Origin of the sequence: Massilia timonae CCUG 45783 (assembly GCF_000315425.1) — a bacterium.
GTDB classification, from domain to species: domain Bacteria; phylum Pseudomonadota; class Gammaproteobacteria; order Burkholderiales; family Burkholderiaceae_D; genus Telluria; species Telluria timonae.
This window is the reverse complement of the sequence record NZ_JH992922.1, coordinates 1,694,537-1,710,566: the sequence shown is the minus strand read 5'-3', so window position 1 is coordinate 1,710,566 and position 16,030 is coordinate 1,694,537. Positions and strand designations below refer to the sequence as shown.

The window sequence follows — 16,030 nt, the reverse complement described above, 5'->3', positions numbered from 1 at the left end:
CCCCCAAGGTCAAGCGATGCTGATCGACTTCTTCCGCGCCCTGCGCGAGGCCAAGGTCCCGGTCTCGATCCGCGAATTCCTGACCCTGCTCGAAGCCCTTCAGCGCCAGGTGATCCTGCCCTCGCTCGACGAGTTCTATTACCTCGCGCGACTGACGCTGGTGAAGGACGAAGCCCACTTCGACAAGTTCGATCGCGTGTTCGGCGCCTGGTTCAGGGGCGTGGATGCGGTGTTCGACGAGAAGGCAGAGATTCCGCTGGAGTGGCTGATCAAGCGCTTCGAGCGCGAACTGACGCCGGAACAGAAGGCGCAGCTGGAAAAATTCGGCTACGACAAATTGCAGCAGCGCCTGCAAGAGCTGCTGAAAGAGCAGAAGGAACGCCATGCCGGCGGCAGCAAGTGGATCGGCACCGGCGGCACCTCGCCCTTCGGGCACGGCGGCACCAATCCGGAAGGCATCCGCATTGGCGGCACGGGCCGCAACCGCAGCGCGGTCAAGGTATGGGAGCAGCGCACCTTCCGCGACTACGACGACGAGCGCGAACTGGGCACGCGCAACCTGAAAGTCGCGCTGCGCCGCCTGCGCCGCTTCGCGCGCCAGGGCGCGGCGGACGAGCTGGCGCTGGACGACACCATCCGCGCCACCGCCAGCAATGCCGGCTGGCTCGACATCCGCATGCGGCCCGAGCGCAAGAACCGGATCAAGGTGGTGATGCTGCTCGACGTGGGCGGCTCGATGGACGACCACATCGAGCGCACCGAAGAACTGTTCTCGGCCGCTAGCAGCGAGTTCAAGAACATGGAATTCTACTACTTCCACAACTGCGTCTACGACTACCTGTGGAAGAACAACCGTCGTCGCCACAGCGAGCGTTTCGACACCTGGGACGTGCTGCGCAAGTATCCGCCCGACACCCGCCTGATCTTCGTCGGCGACGCCACCATGAGCCCGTACGAGGTGATGGCGCCGGGCGGCTCGGTCGAGTACAACAACGAAGAGCCGGGCGCGGCCTGGCTGGCGCGCTTCGTGTCGACCTTTCCCAAGTTCGCCTGGCTCAATCCGGAGCCGCAACACCTGTGGCAGTATCGGCAGTCGATCGCGCTGATCCGCCAGATCATGAACAACCGCATGTTCCCGATCACGCTGGACGGCCTGGAACGGGCAATGCGCCTGCTCAGTAAGTAATTCCCCTAGACAAATAATGTCTTTACGCACTGTGTTAGTGCGGACACGGACGGCCTTGCTGGAATCGCTATGATCGAGCCACTCGCCCGCCGCTCGCCGTGTCTCGACACAAGGCGCGTGGACGGGCGAGCCAGGACAATCATGCGTGTCTCGTCCGCTTGTAGAATCCGCGAACGCCGGCGGCAAGCGCGCACCACATAAAAGACTAGAGGGGAAAACGAATGCCAGACCTGCTGTCCTTGTTGACGAGTCTCGCGTGGCCGCTGGCGATCGCGCTCGCCTGGCTGGCCGGCGAATTTGGGCAGCGCTGGACCGGCCTGCCGCGCATCAGCTTCTATGGCCTGGTCGGCTTCGCCCTCGGCAGCACCCAGATCGGCGCCCTGCCCGCCCCTGACATGGGGCCGGTCTCGCTGCTGGCCAACGTCGCCTTCGGCCTGATCCTGTTCGAACTGGGCAACCGCATCAACCTGCGCTGGCTGGTCAACAATCCCTGGATCGGCGTGGCCGGCCTGGTCGAGGCGGCGCTGACCTTCATCCTCGTCTATGTCGTCGCCAGCGCCTTCGGGGTCGGTCGCCTGACCGCCCTGCTGATGGCGGCGCTGTCGATGGCGACCTCGCCCGCCACCGTGGTGCGGGTCGTCAACGAACAGAAAAGCTCGGGCCAGATGACGGAGCGGGTGCTGCACCTGTCGGCCCTGAACTGCGTGCTGTCGGTGTTCGCCTTCAACGCCATCATCGGCATCTGGCTGTTCCGCACCTATGACGCCGTCGGCGAAGCGCTGTGGCAAAGCCTGGTGATGCTGGCCGGCTCGATCCTGATCGGCGCCATCTTCGGCGTGGTGGTGCCGGCCCTGCTGCGCGCGATCGGCAATCCGCAGCAAGACACCACCGTCGCCTTCGCCCTCGCGATCATCCTGCTGGTGGCCGTGTGCGACAGCGCCGGCCTGACGCCGGTGGTGGCGGCGCTGGCCTTCGGCCTGACGGTGCGCTACCGGCGCGTCGCCTTTACCCAGACCCAGCGCAACTTCGGCGCGCTGGGCGAGGTGCTGACCGTGCTGCTGTTCGTGTATGCCGCCTCGACCCTCGACTGGCGCCTGGTCGCCGCCGGCGCGCTGCTCGCCATCAGCGTGGTGGTGGCGCGCATGTTCGCCAAGGTGGCCGGGGTGACGGCGTTCGCCCACCTGTCGGGCGTCACCTGGCGCAAGGGAGCGCTCACCGGCCTCGGGCTGGCGCCGCTGGCCGTGTTCGTGATCCTGCTGCTCGAGCACGCGCGCTATGCCGGCCTGAAAGTGGTCGAAGAACTGTATGCGATGGCCGCCGTGACGATGCTGCTCGAAGTCTTCGGCCCGATCATCATCCAGCGCGCGCTGATCTGGGCGCGCGAAGCACCGGAGTCGACCCATGTCGCTTGAAGCCTTCAACCCTTCCCAGCCGCTGACCTTCGGGGTCGAGCTGGAGCTGCAACTGGTCAGCCTGTCGGATTTCAACCTGACCGCGGCCAGCCCCGACCTGATGCACTTATTGAAGCGCAAGCCCTTCCCGGGCAATGTCACGCCCGAGATCACCGAGAGCATGATCGAGATTAACTCGAGCGTGCACACGGCCTACGCGCCGCTGCTGGCGGAACTGACCGAGATCCGCGACACCCTGGTGGCGGCCAGCGACGTGCTCAATATCGGCATCGCCGGCGGCGGCACGCATCCGTTCCAGCACTGGTCCGACCAGCGCATCTCGGCCAAGCCGCGCTACGAATACCTGTCGCAGCTGTACGGCTACCTGGCCAAGCAGTTCACGGTGTTCGGCCAGCACGTGCACATCGGCTGCGCCAACGGCGACGACGCGCTGTATCTGCTGCATGCATTGAACCGCTACCTGCCGCACTTCATCGCGCTGTCGGCATCGTCGCCCTATGTGCAGGGCCACGACAGCCTGTTCGAATCGGCGCGCCTGAATTCCGTGTTCGCCTTCCCGATGAGCGGCCGCGCGCCGTTCACGCTCAGCTGGCAGGAGTTCACCGACGTCTACTTCGCCAAGATGGAACGCACCAACATCATCAAGAGCATGAAGGACTTTTATTGGGACCTGCGGCCCAAGCCGGAGTACGGCACCATCGAGCTGCGCGTATGCGACACGCCGCTCACGGTGGAGCGGGCGGCGGCGCTGGCCGGCTACCTGCAGGCGCTGTGCCGGCATCTGCTGGAGAGGAAGGAAGAAGCTCCTGTAGAGGATGACTATTTAGTTTATAACTACAACCGCTTCCAGGCCTGCCGCTTCGGCCTGGACGGCAGCATCACGCATCCGAAGACCTACGACAACGTGCCGATGCGCGAAGACATCCTGGCGACGCTCGAAACCATGCTGCCGCATGCCGAGGCGCTGGGCAGCGTGGATGCCTTGAAGCACCTGGCGGCGGCGGTGCACGACGGCAGCGACGCGACCATCCTGCGCCGCCACGTGGAGCGCGAAGGCAGCGTCGAGGGCATGGTCAATGCGGCGATCCAGCATTTCCGCGGCGGCCGCGCGAGCTAGCGCGCGGCGTCAACCGGCCAGCGGCGCAGCCTTGCTGGTCCAGCCGCCTTTCATGAAGCGCGCCAGCAAGGGCTGGCGCACCGGCGCCGGCGGCGGCAGCTTGGCGTCGACCACCACCGCCCACTGGTCGGCCAGCTGTTCACAGGTGGCGCGCAGCACCGGATCGATGTTCGGCAGGCGCGACAGCGCGCACAGGTGACGCTCGATCACCGACGCCAGCTTGACGCACGGCTGCTCGCCATCGCCACGGGTCGTGTAGTTGGACATCAGGTGCAAGAGCGAAGCGACCAGCAATGCGTCCTGGCTGCGCGGTTCCGACGGCGTCGTGCGGGGGGTGGAAATGGTCATGCAAGCGTCTCCCAAAAAAGCGGTTGCGGTCGGCAACGATCGGACGTGAAGAGTCGAGATTCGCACAAGATGCGAATGATTCTCATTTCATTATTCACGCCTCGCGCGGCGAAAGCAAGCGTTTTCGGCAATCGAATCGCAGTCCGGATGAGGTCTGGTGACAGTTAATTCTGTAGAGCAATTAAAGCGGGAAATTACAGCCGGGTTTCACGCGCCGCGCGCAGGAATTCGTCGAGCACCGGGGTGCAGTCGAGCAGGTCGACGCCGCCGGCGCGGTGGAACTCGGGGTGCCACTGCAGGCCCATGACGAAGTTGGCGCGCTGATAGCGGATCGCCTCGATTACGCCGTCCGGCTCGGACATGGCCTCGATGCGGATGTCGCGCCCGAGATCCTTGACCGCCTGGTGGTGAATCGAGTTCACCATCGCCCGCTCGACCTTGGGGAACATGCGGCCCAGCGACGAGCCCTTGGGGAAGACGATGGCGTGGCGGTGCGCGTCGTAGATGTCATGCACGTGAGCCAGGGCTTCGGGCATGTCGGTGGCGACGTCCTGGTGCAGGGTGCCGCCGAAGGCGACGTTGATCAGCTGGCAACCACGGCACACGCCCAGCACCGGTTTGCCGGCGTCGACGAATTCGTGCAGCAGTTCGAGTTCGTAGACGTCGCGCGCGCGGTCGCCGCTCCATTCGGGACGGGTGGGGGTTTCGGAATAGGTTTGCGGCGCCACGTCGGCCCCGCCCTGCAGCACCAGGCCGTCGAGGTGGCGCGCATAGTGGCGCAGGGTGATGTTACTGGGGTGCAGCAGGCCGTTGGTATTCACGGTGGGGATCATGAACACCAGCACATCACGCGACATCACCCATTGGGCGATCGATTCCTCGAGATACTGCAGGTTCTTGCTGAGCAGCCCCTTGGCGCCGGCGGCCGGATGAAAGATGCGGGCCGAGACGCCGATGTGCAGCGTGCGCTGCATGAAATCGCGGTTGAAGCGTTCGCGCAGCGAGCGAAAACGCGAGGTGATGACCCGGCCGGCCAGGGCGACGGCATTGTCGCCATCGCGCAGGTAGCGCGCGGGCCCGCGCGACTGGCCGCCGCTGGCGCGCCGTTCGGGCACGCGCACGCGGGTCTCGCGGCGCTCGTCCACGTCCGCGGCGGAATCATCGTTGCGCTTGATTTGATCGTCTTCAGCCATGGCTATTAATATAACTTCGCCACCGCTGCGCACAATATAAACTTGTTACAAAACGTCGCGTTCCGCCTACACCGGAAGGTCGAGCAGCTTCTGGAAGGTCAGCATCCAGTGGCGACCGGCGACCGGCGTCGTGAGCAGGCCGCGCGCCCCGGCGCGGCGCGCACGCACGCTGTCGTAGTGAAAGGATTGCTCGACCAGGAACACCACCGGCGTGCGCTGCGCCCCGTCCTGCGACTTGATCGAGCTGCACACCTCATACGGTTCGATGCCGGCCGCCGCCGTATTGATCAGCACCAGCGCTACCGGCGTTTCGTCGCACAGGCGCACCGCCGCGCACAGGCTGTCGGTCCATTCCACCGGCACCCGGCGCGGGCCGAGCACGCGCGCCACCTGGTTACGCAGCTTGCATTCCTTGTCGACGATCAGAACGGCCCCATCTACGGGACCACGGCGCAGGCGCGTGTAGAATGCCGGCGTTTCGCAATCCGGCGCCAGGCGCGGGCGGCGGCGGCGCTCGGCCAGCACGCGCCGGACCGTGCGGGTGCTCTGCTGCACCAGCGCCTGGACCCGGGTATCGAGCAGTTCGGCCAGGGCTTCATGCAGCTGCACGGGGTCGACCGGCCGCGCCAGGGTGCGCCAGGGTCCGGCGCCGGGGTTGCCGGCGTTGCCGATGACGAGCGCCGGCTGCAGCGATCCCGGCGGCAGGCAACCGAGCCGGGTCAGCGCGGTCGGGCTGTCGCCGTTGGCGATATACAGGTCCGGCTCTTGCAAACTGTCGTCGTGCAGGCAAGAATACGACGGCCCCACGCCCGGCGCCAGCGCCAGCAGGGCTTCGAGCCGCGCGCTTTCGCCAGGTGTGAACCCGATCAGACGTACGGAAAACGGATAGCTGGACAAGTGCATCGGTAACGCCCCTCCCTGGCATTGCCGTGGTTATCCGGCTTAATCTAGCACAAACGTGCAAAGCGAAAAGCACGTCACAGCGCAAACTACTGTATATTTAAACAGTAAAAAAGCCTAACCTTTTCCTCCCGACAAGTTAGAATGCCGGAGCATTCGACAAACAATCTTCAAGATGGCCTCCAAGAAACCCGCTCCAGACTATAGCGAATCATCCATCCGCGTCCTCAAGGGACTCGAACCTGTCAAACAGCGCCCGGGCATGTACACCCGGACGGAGAACCCGCTCCACATCATCCAGGAAGTGATCGACAACGCCTCCGACGAAGCGCTGGGCGGTCACTGCAAGAACATCGGCGTGACCCTGAACCCGGACGGTTCGATCACGGTCGAGGACGACGGCCGCGGCATCCCGGTCGGTATCCACCCGGAAGAAGGCGTGTCCACGGTCGAGATCGTGTTCACCCGCCTGCACGCCGGCGGCAAGTTCGACAAGGGTTCGGGCGGCGCCTACGCCTTCTCGGGCGGCCTGCACGGGGTCGGCGTCTCGGTCACCAATGCGCTGTCGAAGCGCCTCGAGATCGAGGTGTGGCGCAAGGACGACCAGGGCAACGGCCAGCACAAGCTGGTGTTCGCCGACGGCGAAGTGATCGAGCCGCTCACGTCCAGCCCTGCCGAGCGTGGCGGCAAGAAGAACGGCACCCGCGTCACCGCCTGGCCGGACGGCAAGTATTTCGATTCCCCGAACATCCCGCTGGGCGACCTGCAGCGCCTGCTGCGCTCGAAGGCGGTGCTGCTGCCGGGCGTGACGGTCACGCTCACCAACGCCAAGACCGGCGACGTCCAGACCTGGCGCTACGACGAAGGCCTGCGCGGCTACCTGAACGAGGCGCTGGCCCAGAGCTCGAACGGCGAGACCCTGATCCCGCTGTTCGAAGGCGCGCAGTTTGCCGCCGCGGGCGACGACAGCTTTGCCGAAGGCGAAGGCGCCGACTGGGTCGTGGCCTGGACCGAAGAAGGCGGCGTGGTGCGCGAGTCCTACGTCAACCTGATCCCGACCGTGAGCGGCGGCACCCACGAAGCCGGCCTGCGCGACGGCCTGTTCGGCGCGGTGAAGAACTTCGTCGAGCTGCACGGCCTGCTGCCGAAGGGCGTCAAGCTGCTGCCCGAAGACGTGTTCGCGCGCGTCTCGTTCGTGCTGTCGGCCAAGGTGCTGGACCCGCAATTCCAGGGCCAGACCAAGGAACGCCTGAATTCGCGCGACGCGCTCAAGCTGGTGTCGACGTTTACGAAGCCGCCGCTCGAGCTGTGGCTGAACCAGCACGTCGAATACGGCAAGAAGCTGGCCGAACTCGTCATCAAGCAGGCCCAGTCGCGCCTGCGTTCGCTGCAAAAAGTCGAGAAGAAGAAATCGTCCGGCGTGGCGGTGTTGCCGGGCAAGCTGACCGATTGCGAATCGACCGACATCACGCGCAACGAGCTGTTCCTGGTCGAGGGCGACTCGGCCGGCGGCTCGGCCAAGATGGGCCGCGACAAGGAATTCCAGGCCATCCTGCCGCTGCGCGGCAAGGTGCTCAACTCGTGGGAGACCGACCGCGACCGCCTGTTCGCCAACAACGAGATCCACGATATCTCGGTGGCGATCGGCGTCGATCCGCATGGACCGAACGATTCGCCCGACCTCTCCAGCCTGCGCTACGGGAAGATCTGCATCCTGTCCGATGCGGACGTCGACGGTTCGCACATCCAGGTGCTGCTGCTGACGCTGTTCTTCAAGCACTTCCCGGCCCTGTTCCGCAACGGGAACATCTGCATCGCGCGTCCGCCGCTGTACCGCGTCGACGTGCCGGCGCGCGGCAAAAAGCCGATCCAGAAGCTGTACGCGCTGGACGACGGCGAGCTGCTGGCGATCGAGGACAAGCTCAAGAAAGAGGGCCTGAAGGAAGGCGTGTGGAGCATCTCGCGCTTCAAGGGCCTGGGCGAGATGAACGCCGAGCAGCTGTGGGAAACCACCATGAACCCGGACACGCGCCGCCTGCTGCCGGTCTCGTTCGGCCAGTACGACGTGGCCGAGTCGGCATCGCGCTTCAATATGCTGATGGGCAAAGGCGAAGCCGCGGCGCGCCGCGCGTGGATCGAGGAACACGGGAACGAGACCGAGGCGGATATCTAATCCGCGCTACTCGCGAGCAACCGAACAGACATCATGACGAATCAAGCAAGCCTTTTTGAGCAACAACACGAGCCCTCGGACGTCGAGACGCTCACCCTGTCCACCTTCGCCGAGCGCGCCTACCTCGACTATGCCGTCTCGGTGGTCAAGGGCCGCGCGCTGCCGGACGTGTCGGACGGCCAGAAGCCGGTCCAGCGCCGCATCCTGTACGCGATGAACGAACTGGGCCTGGGCCCGACCGCCAAGCCGCGCAAGTCGGCTGCCGTCGTCGGCGACGTGCTGGGTAAACTGCACCCGCACGGCGACCAGTCGGTGTACGACGCGCTGGTGCGCATGGCGCAGGACTTTTCGCTGCGCTACCCGCTGATCGACGGCCAGGGCAACTTCGGCTCGCGCGACGGCGACGGCGCCGCGGCGATGCGATATACCGAAGCCCGCCTGACCCCGATCTCGCGCCTGCTGATGGACGAGATCGACATGGGCACGGTCGACTCGCAACCCAACTACGACGGTTCGACCACCGAACCACGCACGCTGCCGGCGCGCCTGCCGATGGTGCTGCTCAACGGCGCCTCGGGCATCGCGGTCGGCCTGGCCACCGAGATCCCGTCGCACAATCTGCGCGAGGTGGCGGCGGCGGCGGTGGCGATGATCCGCAACCCCAAGATCACCCACGCCGAGCTGATGACCCACATCCCCGGCCCGGACTTCCCGGGCGGCGGCCAGATCATCACCCCCGCCTCGCAGATCGCCGACATGTACGCGGTCGGCCGCGGCTCGATGAAGGTGCGCGCGCGCTGGAAGATCGAAGAGCTGGCGCGCGGCCAGTGGCAGGCGGTGGTCCATGAACTGCCGCCGGGCTGCTCGTCGCAGCGCGTGCTGGAAGAAATCGAAGAGCTGACCAATCCGAAGGTCAAGGCCGGCAAGAAGGCACTGCTGCCGGAACAGCTGGCGCTGAAGAACACGATTCTGGGCGCGCTCGACGCGGTGCGCGACGAATCGGGCCGCGACGCCCCGGTGCGCCTGGTGTTCGAGCCGAAGTCGAAGAACGTCGACCAGGGCGAGTTCATGCTGATGCTGCTCGCGCACACCTCGCTCGAAAGCTCGGCGCCGATCAACCTGGTGATGATCGGCGGCGACGGCCGTCCGCGCCAGAAGGGTCTCACGGCGATCCTGCAGGAATGGATCGACTATCGCTTCGTGACGGTCCGCCGCCGCACTGAGTTCAAGCTGGGCAAGGTCAACGACCGCATCCACATCCTGGAAGGCCGCGAGACGGTCCTGCTGAACATCGACAAGGTGATCGCCATCATCCGCAATTCGGATGAGCCGAAGGCGGCGCTGATCGAGGAGTTCCGCCTGAGCGAACGCCAGGCCGAGGACATCCTCGAGATCCGCCTGCGCCAGCTGGCGCGCCTGGAAGCGATCAAGATCCAGCAGGAGCTGGCCGAACTGCGCAACGAGAAGGAGAAGCTCGAGGACATCCTCGAGAATCCATCGTCGATGAAGCGCCTGATCATCCGCGAGATCGAAGCCGACGCCAAGCTGTACGGCGACGACCGCCGCACCATCATCGAGGAAGCGCAACGCGCGGTGGCCGAGCAGAAGGTCATCGACGAGCCGGTGACCGTGATCGTGTCGGAAAAAGGCTGGGTGCGCGCGCGCACCGGCATCGGCCACGATCCGGCGCAGTTCACCTTCAAGGCCGGCGACTCGCTGTATAAAGCCTTCGAGTGCCGCACGATCGATCATCTGCTGGGCATCGGCGACAACGGCAAGGTGTATTCGGTGCCGGTGAATGCGCTGCCTGGTTCGCGTGGCGACGGCGTGCCGATCACGACGCTGGTCGATCTGTCGGGCGGCGTGCGGATCCTGCACTACTTCGCGGGCAATCCAGAGACGCGCCTGTTGATCTCGACCTCGGATGCGTTTGGTTTCATTACCAAGGCTGGCGATATGGTCAGCCGCCTGAAGGGGGGCAAGTCGTTCATTACCCTGAACGACGGCGCGGCGCCGTTGCCGCCGCGGGTCGTCACCGACAACGCCGGCGCGGTTGCCTGCCTGTCGGAGAAGGGCCGCGTGCTGGTGTTCGGCATCGACGAGATGAAGGTGCTGACCAATGGCGGTCGGGGTGTGATCCTGATGGAGCTGGAGCCGAAAGAGAAGATGCTGGCGGCGCAGCCGATCACGCAGAAGGGTGTGAACGTGATTGGCACCTGGTCGGGTGACAAGGCGCGGACGGTCGAACTGTTCGCGTCGGGGCTGGAGCCGCACTTTGGCAAGCGGGCGCGCAAGGGCAAGGCGTTGTCGGCGAGGTTGAAGGCGCAGGATTTGGCGATGCGGGCGGCTGAAGGGGCCTGACTGAAATTCATGTAATTGCTTTAAGCGCTCTGCAGCACAAAACGCCAGCTCTCTAGCTGGCGTTTTTATTTCACTATCATGCCATCAGAACACGTCCTGTTCACCTCCTCTTCCTCTTCCATTGACGTACTTTCCCCTTAAAATCTTTCGGCACACTATACATGTCCACATACACTTTTTTCCCAGTCGACAATCGAATCTTGTTAGGATAAAAATAGAATATCAACCATCCACGAGTTGCAAACCCGAAACACATGACACTAATAGGCAAAGCTGAAATTGACATCAAGGTATAAATATATGGGAGGCCCGTTACCTCTCTAACATATCCCATACCCAAGCTAAAAATAGCGGGCAACAATAAGCATGCTACAAAAACATAGTCTGGCGGCAGTTGACGAAAAGGAATTAATTTATCGCAAAAATATTCGTCAACTCTTTGGGAGTAATACACCACATCGTCCTCTTCGACATAGAGTAATGAATATAACTCAGTCTCAGATAATATTTTTCGATAGAAGACAATGAATCTATAGCACCATGTAAAGTGAAAAACTGCATAGGCCGCCAGCATTAAAACTTTGACCAGCAACTGTAGTTCACCATAAAAAATAAGACAAAAAAAGGGAACTATGCTCAATAGAGACAGACTAGAGATATAGATGAGAGGCGCACCAAAATACTCGGCACGCCAATCCCAATGAAATAAAACTGGCATCAAAATAGCGAAACACGCGAAAACAAGTATTGCACAACTCAGGATTGCCAATGGATTTTCGGCTAATGGACCCGGACTCGTTTCGCTAGCCATGAGCCATCCAAACGTTCCTGCAAAAATTGGAAGAAATGGAGCCCATGTCGCCACTTTCGATGGCCTCATGAAAGCAAGATTCACCGCATCAAGGTTCCTCAAAGAAAATCTCCCGATATTCTGACGAAAATTTCTCCATTAAATAGTCCCAACTAGATGAAATTTTCTTTCCAGCTGCCCTTAGATGTGGAGCTACCACCTCTGCAATACCTCCAGATGCACTTGCATCCTCGCCAATCCCAGCAGCGATCTTTTTATCCAAGACGTCGAACAGATATCCAAGACCAATCCCGACTACTACCATCGCTACCCCAACCAGTAGAACCGAAAAGCCTACCTTGGCGGCCCCCATAATGATCATTCCCAAAATCGCGATCACCACTCCAGACAACATGGTAACCAATACGGCCTTCAACAACGCTATCAATAAGGAAGCAGTCAAATCATACCCATCTTGACTTGCATCTTTGCGCCACTCAGCGATGGACATTGCAGAACCAAAAATAAAATTAACCAAAGCATTTCCCTTTACCATACCTATAACATTTTTTGTCATGGCAGAAAAGGAAGAAGATGTACTGCCCATACCGGAAAATATGGTCATGATTCGATCATGTCCTGGACCAAATCCCCCAGGCCCAAATACTGAATTGTATCTACTATAACCAGAAAAATAAAAACGAACTTTTCCACGCACGCGGTGTATTTTCGCGCTCACCAGTCTGAATCCTTTATGTGTTCTTGCATCGATACTTGCACGCAACCATTCCCAGTTATCTCGAACATAGGCCACAGTTCCGAGCGCCTGTCCCCATAGCCAGTTTCTTGTTGCAACATCAAATGGGTCGAAATCGACCAAACCACTTCCCTTACCGCCATTTTCGAAATACTCAAGCACCTTGCGAGGTGCATTTTCTAACGTCCCGTCGAGAACACAAACAACGGTACAGTTCTCGTCTACCGGCGCTGTGCTCGGTCGCGGAGAAGTATTTGACAGATTTTGTGGCAGTGCTTTTTTCGCTTGCGATGCTGGGACATTAGATTGACTTGAGTCCAGCGCGACAATAATTGGTGCCGGCTTGACCTTAGGCGACTCATCATATTTTACTTGATCAACTTTGGATGGATCGATCTTCATGATCAGATGATCTTCACATTTTAAAAGCAATAGGCCTCTAAAATTACGCGTAACCCAGAGATGCATACGTTCACCATCTAGGAACCTCACAGTATCACCACGTTTTGCAAATATAATTTTCTTATCTCGCGCATTATAGACGTCTGAATGTGTCGACTCGACGGTATAAACATTCTTGCTGTTTATTTTTAAATCGAAAATTATATCTCTGTGCTTTCGAAGAATGACCTTTAGCTGATCAGCCGAACGCCAACACCGAACTGCCTCACCGGGCAGATCAATGCAAACTTCCTGTTGAGCCGAAGGTGTGGGCCGACCGGACCGCGCAACCATGCTTCCTCCTATCTTCGTTTAGGCTGTAAGGCTCGGAATGGTCCTAAGGGAGCATTAGCCAATACAGCACGTCCAGTACTATCCAGGGTGACGCTGTGACGTTGGTTTCCGTGGAAGGTCAAACTAATAGGCTCATCCGTAAGTGCATTACCATCCGCGTCAACGTATTCAATTGTTAGATCGCGCTTGATATCAAGTTCATTAATACGACTGGCAATCTCAGCGCTTGTTACACTAACCGGGCCCGTGAGTTCTTTCTTGCCAGCCTTCAATTCCACCTTCCCAGGCGCATGCAACATGATGTTGCCCCCTTCAAGCTTGAGCATCGCCCCCTGCGCCGTCATCAACAAATGCGTCTTCGCCGCCGCCGTGACCGTTTTGGTGACACTCGCAACGGTGATCGCCTTGTCCGCCATAATCCGCGTCGCATCCGACTGACTCTGGCAACTGACCTTGCCGCTGGCAGCATGCAACTTGATCCCGGTTTCCTGATTTGGCTTGCTACCGTTGCCCGCTTTCCCATACGTGAACAGACTGATCCCACTCGCCGTGACGTGATGCCACGCGCCCTGCGCGGCAAAATTGATATCCTGCCCAGCGCTGATGTTCGAGGTGAGCCCTGCGCAAAACACCGCATTCGCGGGAGTCGCGGCGACGATCCCCTTTGGACTGGATAGCTGAAGATGCGGCTCCTGATACGCCGTGGCCTGTCCGCGCCCCGACGCGTCGCCGGCCAAACCGTTGAGCACTTCTGCCGTGTGCGCAAGTTGCGCGATCGCCGGCAGGTCGTCTTGCCCGGCCTGGGCTCCCTCACCTGCCCCCTTGAGCATCGCCAGATGCTGCCGCGCAGTCGACGCCAACGCCCGCTGTAGACTTTCGCTCTCGCCAAGCTGTGCCAGCGCCGCGCTGGAATCCATCTGCGCCATGCGCGAACGGTCCGTCGACAGCAACATCCCACCTCCGGCCCGCAATGCCGCAGCGTGTCCGGTTTTCAGTTCACTCCCTAGCCCCACGGTCTGCAGGCGCTGGTTATCGGTCTGATGCCGTAGATGCCCCAGACGGAGCTCATCGCTGTCCCGATGACCGGCAGCATGCCGCTGCAAGCTCAGTCTCGCCTGCGAGGCACTGTCGTCGAACACGAGCTGGCTATAAGCCCCCAGTCCCTCCTGGCTCGCCCCCCTCGCCTGGCTTTTAAAACCGGACAAGACGGCAGGATGGCCGTGCGCGCCTTCCTCGCCAGCGAACCAGGACGGCGCATTCCCGGTCGATGCACCCGGCCCGTGCATGGCCTGGTTGTGCTGGGCATCCACGGCCCCGCGCCCGTTGTACAGCGCGCCCACGATGACCGGCCGATCGATATCGCCATCCAGGAAATCGACCAGCACCTCCTGCCCCACGCGCGGCACGGCATGACCGCCCCAATTGGGTCCAGCCACCGGCGCGAGCCCGGCAAGGACGCGAACCCAGGTGCCCGCGGTATCGTCCCCGGGCGCGCCGGCATGGCCATCGGGGGCAGGATGCTCGAGACGGCTGTGACTCGGCTGACCCGCCCTGCCTCGCTGCCAGTGAAACTGGATCTTCACCCGGTGATCCCGATCCGTATGAATCTCACTGCCGCGGGGCCCGACCACGATGGCGGTCTGCTGCCCGTGGATCGTCGGACGTGGATGCAGCAACAGCCCCTGCCCGTCGCTGCGGCTGGTCCGATAGGACACCTGCACCCGGATCGCATCGACACGATTCCTGTAGACCGGGCGCTCCCCGGCATGCTGTCCGGCCGCGTGCAGGCTGTCTTTCTGCTCGGCGGCGATGGTCTCCGCCAGCCGGGAATTGCCGAGCGCCTGGATTATTCCGGCCTTCATCTGCGCGGTCAGGTTGTTGTGCATCAGATGACGCACGCGCGTCACGATGAAACGGCGCGCGTCGCGCCCTGTTTCCTTGTCGTGGCAGGCATGACCGGTCAACGCAAACACCGTTCCCGGCGCCATCGTGCGCACGGTCCCGGCGCCGACGAAGCATTCGCTGCGGGTTTCCAGCGCTTCCATCTGGTTGTCGGCGATGCGCTGTCCCCGATCGCGGTCAGGATAGGCATACTGTCCCGGCGCATCGCTGCTGACCATGCTGATCGGCCCCGCTTGCATCGCTGCGGACGAGACCAGACGCTTGCCGCCCGAGCGATAGTCCCAGCTCTGCATGGCGACGCCGGTGGCGAGCAGGCGTGCCTCATGGCGCCAGCGATCCATGCTGTCCTCGCGCATGACCGCGCCGGGCCGGGTGAACCGGACTTCCGCCTGCGTATTCGTCCTGAACGCGCCGTTGTGATCCGCGATCACCAATTGATGACTGCCCAGGCCACGGTTACCCGCGTCACCCTGGTGCTCGAAGTAATAGAACAGCCCCTCCTCGCTCATCAGACGCTGCGCGAACGCCCAATCGCTTTCCTGATATTGCGTGCTCAGGCTGCGAACGGGATACATGCTCCTGTCCGCGATATCGAAGCGCCATGCCGGCGCCAGGGTTCCCCGGCCTTGCCAGGCACGAAAGACGGCGTCGAGAATGTCGAAGACGTTCTTGTCCTGGAATATCCGGCTATCCCGCCCGTGTTCGAGGAATGCGCACCATGGCTGCAGCACCAGGGTGTAACGCGCCATCCCGCCATTCGCGCCATTGATGCCGACCGACGTCAGGTGACCATGAAAATGCCTGGGTCCGCTGCCGCTTGTCTCCAGCTCGAGCAGCGCAGGTTGGCCAAGCAATCGCCGCAGCGATAAGCCGGCGTCCTCGGACAAGGCGCTGATCGTGAACGCATAGTTTTCACCGAGCGCCTCTTCCCCGCGCACGCATTCGGCCAGCAACACATCCGGCCCGAGAGGCGTGTGCAATCGCAGCAGCCTGCGCGATTGCGTAAAGTGCTGGAATAGTGAGCTAGCTTTTGCAAGCATGGCAGTTCCTGGAGGCATCGGACACCTGATTGGATACCTACTCCGAAACCGATGACTTGCGCTGGCGCATGCCTCCCACCAAAACGCCGCGCTTGCAACACCAATGGAAAAAGCCC

General features: G+C 61.8%; 11 protein-coding genes. 5 read left to right on the top strand and 6 right to left on the bottom strand.

What is annotated here, in order from left to right; translation table 11 throughout:
• The first annotated feature begins 16 nt into the window (after positions 1 to 16).
• The 3 genes from HMPREF9710_RS07245 to HMPREF9710_RS07235 all read left to right on the top strand — a co-directional run bounded on the left by HMPREF9710_RS07245 (position 17) and on the right by HMPREF9710_RS07235 (position 3,715).
• Positions 17 to 1,186, top strand: a complete 1,170-nt coding sequence (locus HMPREF9710_RS07245) for a vWA domain-containing protein (protein WP_005665218.1) — start codon at positions 17 to 19, stop codon at positions 1,184 to 1,186.
• Between the two features lie 221 nt (positions 1,187 to 1,407).
• Positions 1,408 to 2,598: a cation:proton antiporter gene (locus tag HMPREF9710_RS07240; protein ID WP_005665216.1), complete on the top strand. Its 1,191-nt coding sequence runs from the start codon at positions 1,408 to 1,410 to the stop codon at positions 2,596 to 2,598.
• Positions 2,588 to 3,715 (top strand): YbdK family carboxylate-amine ligase, encoded by a 1,128-nt coding sequence (locus HMPREF9710_RS07235; RefSeq protein WP_005665214.1) that lies wholly within the window; start codon positions 2,588 to 2,590, stop codon positions 3,713 to 3,715. Before HMPREF9710_RS07240 ends, HMPREF9710_RS07235 begins: the two co-directional genes overlap by 11 nt.
• 9 nt (positions 3,716 to 3,724) lie before the next feature.
• On the opposite strand, the gene HMPREF9710_RS07230 is transcribed toward HMPREF9710_RS07235, so the two are convergent.
• The 3 genes from HMPREF9710_RS07230 to HMPREF9710_RS07220 form a co-directional block, all read right to left on the bottom strand.
• Positions 3,725 to 4,063, bottom strand: coding sequence for a hypothetical protein (locus tag HMPREF9710_RS07230; protein WP_005665211.1), 339 nt, complete (start codon positions 4,061 to 4,063; stop codon positions 3,725 to 3,727).
• Positions 4,064 to 4,257: 194 nt separating this feature from the next.
• The gene (locus HMPREF9710_RS07225) at positions 4,258 to 5,256 is read right to left on the bottom strand and encodes a gamma-glutamyl-gamma-aminobutyrate hydrolase family protein (RefSeq protein ID WP_005665209.1); all 999 of its coding nucleotides are present in this window, start codon (positions 5,254 to 5,256) and stop codon (positions 4,258 to 4,260) included.
• A 66-nt stretch (positions 5,257 to 5,322) separates the two neighbouring features.
• Positions 5,323 to 6,159 (bottom strand): response regulator, encoded by an 837-nt coding sequence (locus tag HMPREF9710_RS07220; RefSeq protein WP_005665207.1) that lies wholly within the window; start codon positions 6,157 to 6,159, stop codon positions 5,323 to 5,325.
• A 172-nt stretch (positions 6,160 to 6,331) separates the two neighbouring features.
• Here HMPREF9710_RS07220 and HMPREF9710_RS07215 point away from each other — a divergent pair, with 172 nt between their 5' ends.
• Together HMPREF9710_RS07215 and parC are read left to right on the top strand one after the other, a co-directional pair.
• Positions 6,332 to 8,329 (top strand): DNA topoisomerase IV subunit B, encoded by a 1,998-nt coding sequence (locus tag HMPREF9710_RS07215; RefSeq protein WP_005665205.1) that lies wholly within the window; start codon positions 6,332 to 6,334, stop codon positions 8,327 to 8,329.
• A 33-nt stretch (positions 8,330 to 8,362) separates the two neighbouring features.
• A complete protein-coding gene (gene parC, locus HMPREF9710_RS07210; protein ID WP_005665203.1) occupies positions 8,363 to 10,690 on the top strand; it encodes a DNA topoisomerase IV subunit A in 2,328 nt (775 codons plus the stop codon).
• A 100-nt stretch (positions 10,691 to 10,790) separates the two neighbouring features.
• Here parC and HMPREF9710_RS27755 read toward each other — a convergent pair whose 3' ends face one another.
• The 3 genes from HMPREF9710_RS27755 to HMPREF9710_RS07200 all read right to left on the bottom strand — a co-directional run bounded on the left by HMPREF9710_RS27755 (position 10,791) and on the right by HMPREF9710_RS07200 (position 15,914).
• Positions 10,791 to 11,501 (bottom strand): hypothetical protein, encoded by a 711-nt coding sequence (locus HMPREF9710_RS27755; RefSeq protein ID WP_157225447.1) that lies wholly within the window; start codon positions 11,499 to 11,501, stop codon positions 10,791 to 10,793.
• A gap of 88 nt (positions 11,502 to 11,589) precedes the next feature.
• A complete protein-coding gene (locus HMPREF9710_RS27750) occupies positions 11,590 to 12,639 on the bottom strand; it encodes a hypothetical protein (protein ID WP_157225446.1) in 1,050 nt (349 codons plus the stop codon).
• 341 nt (positions 12,640 to 12,980) lie between these two features.
• On the bottom strand, positions 12,981 to 15,914 hold the full coding sequence (locus tag HMPREF9710_RS07200; protein WP_005665198.1) for a type VI secretion system Vgr family protein: 2,934 nt from the start codon (positions 15,912 to 15,914) through the stop codon (positions 12,981 to 12,983).
• Positions 15,915 to 16,030: the final 116 nt, after the last annotated feature.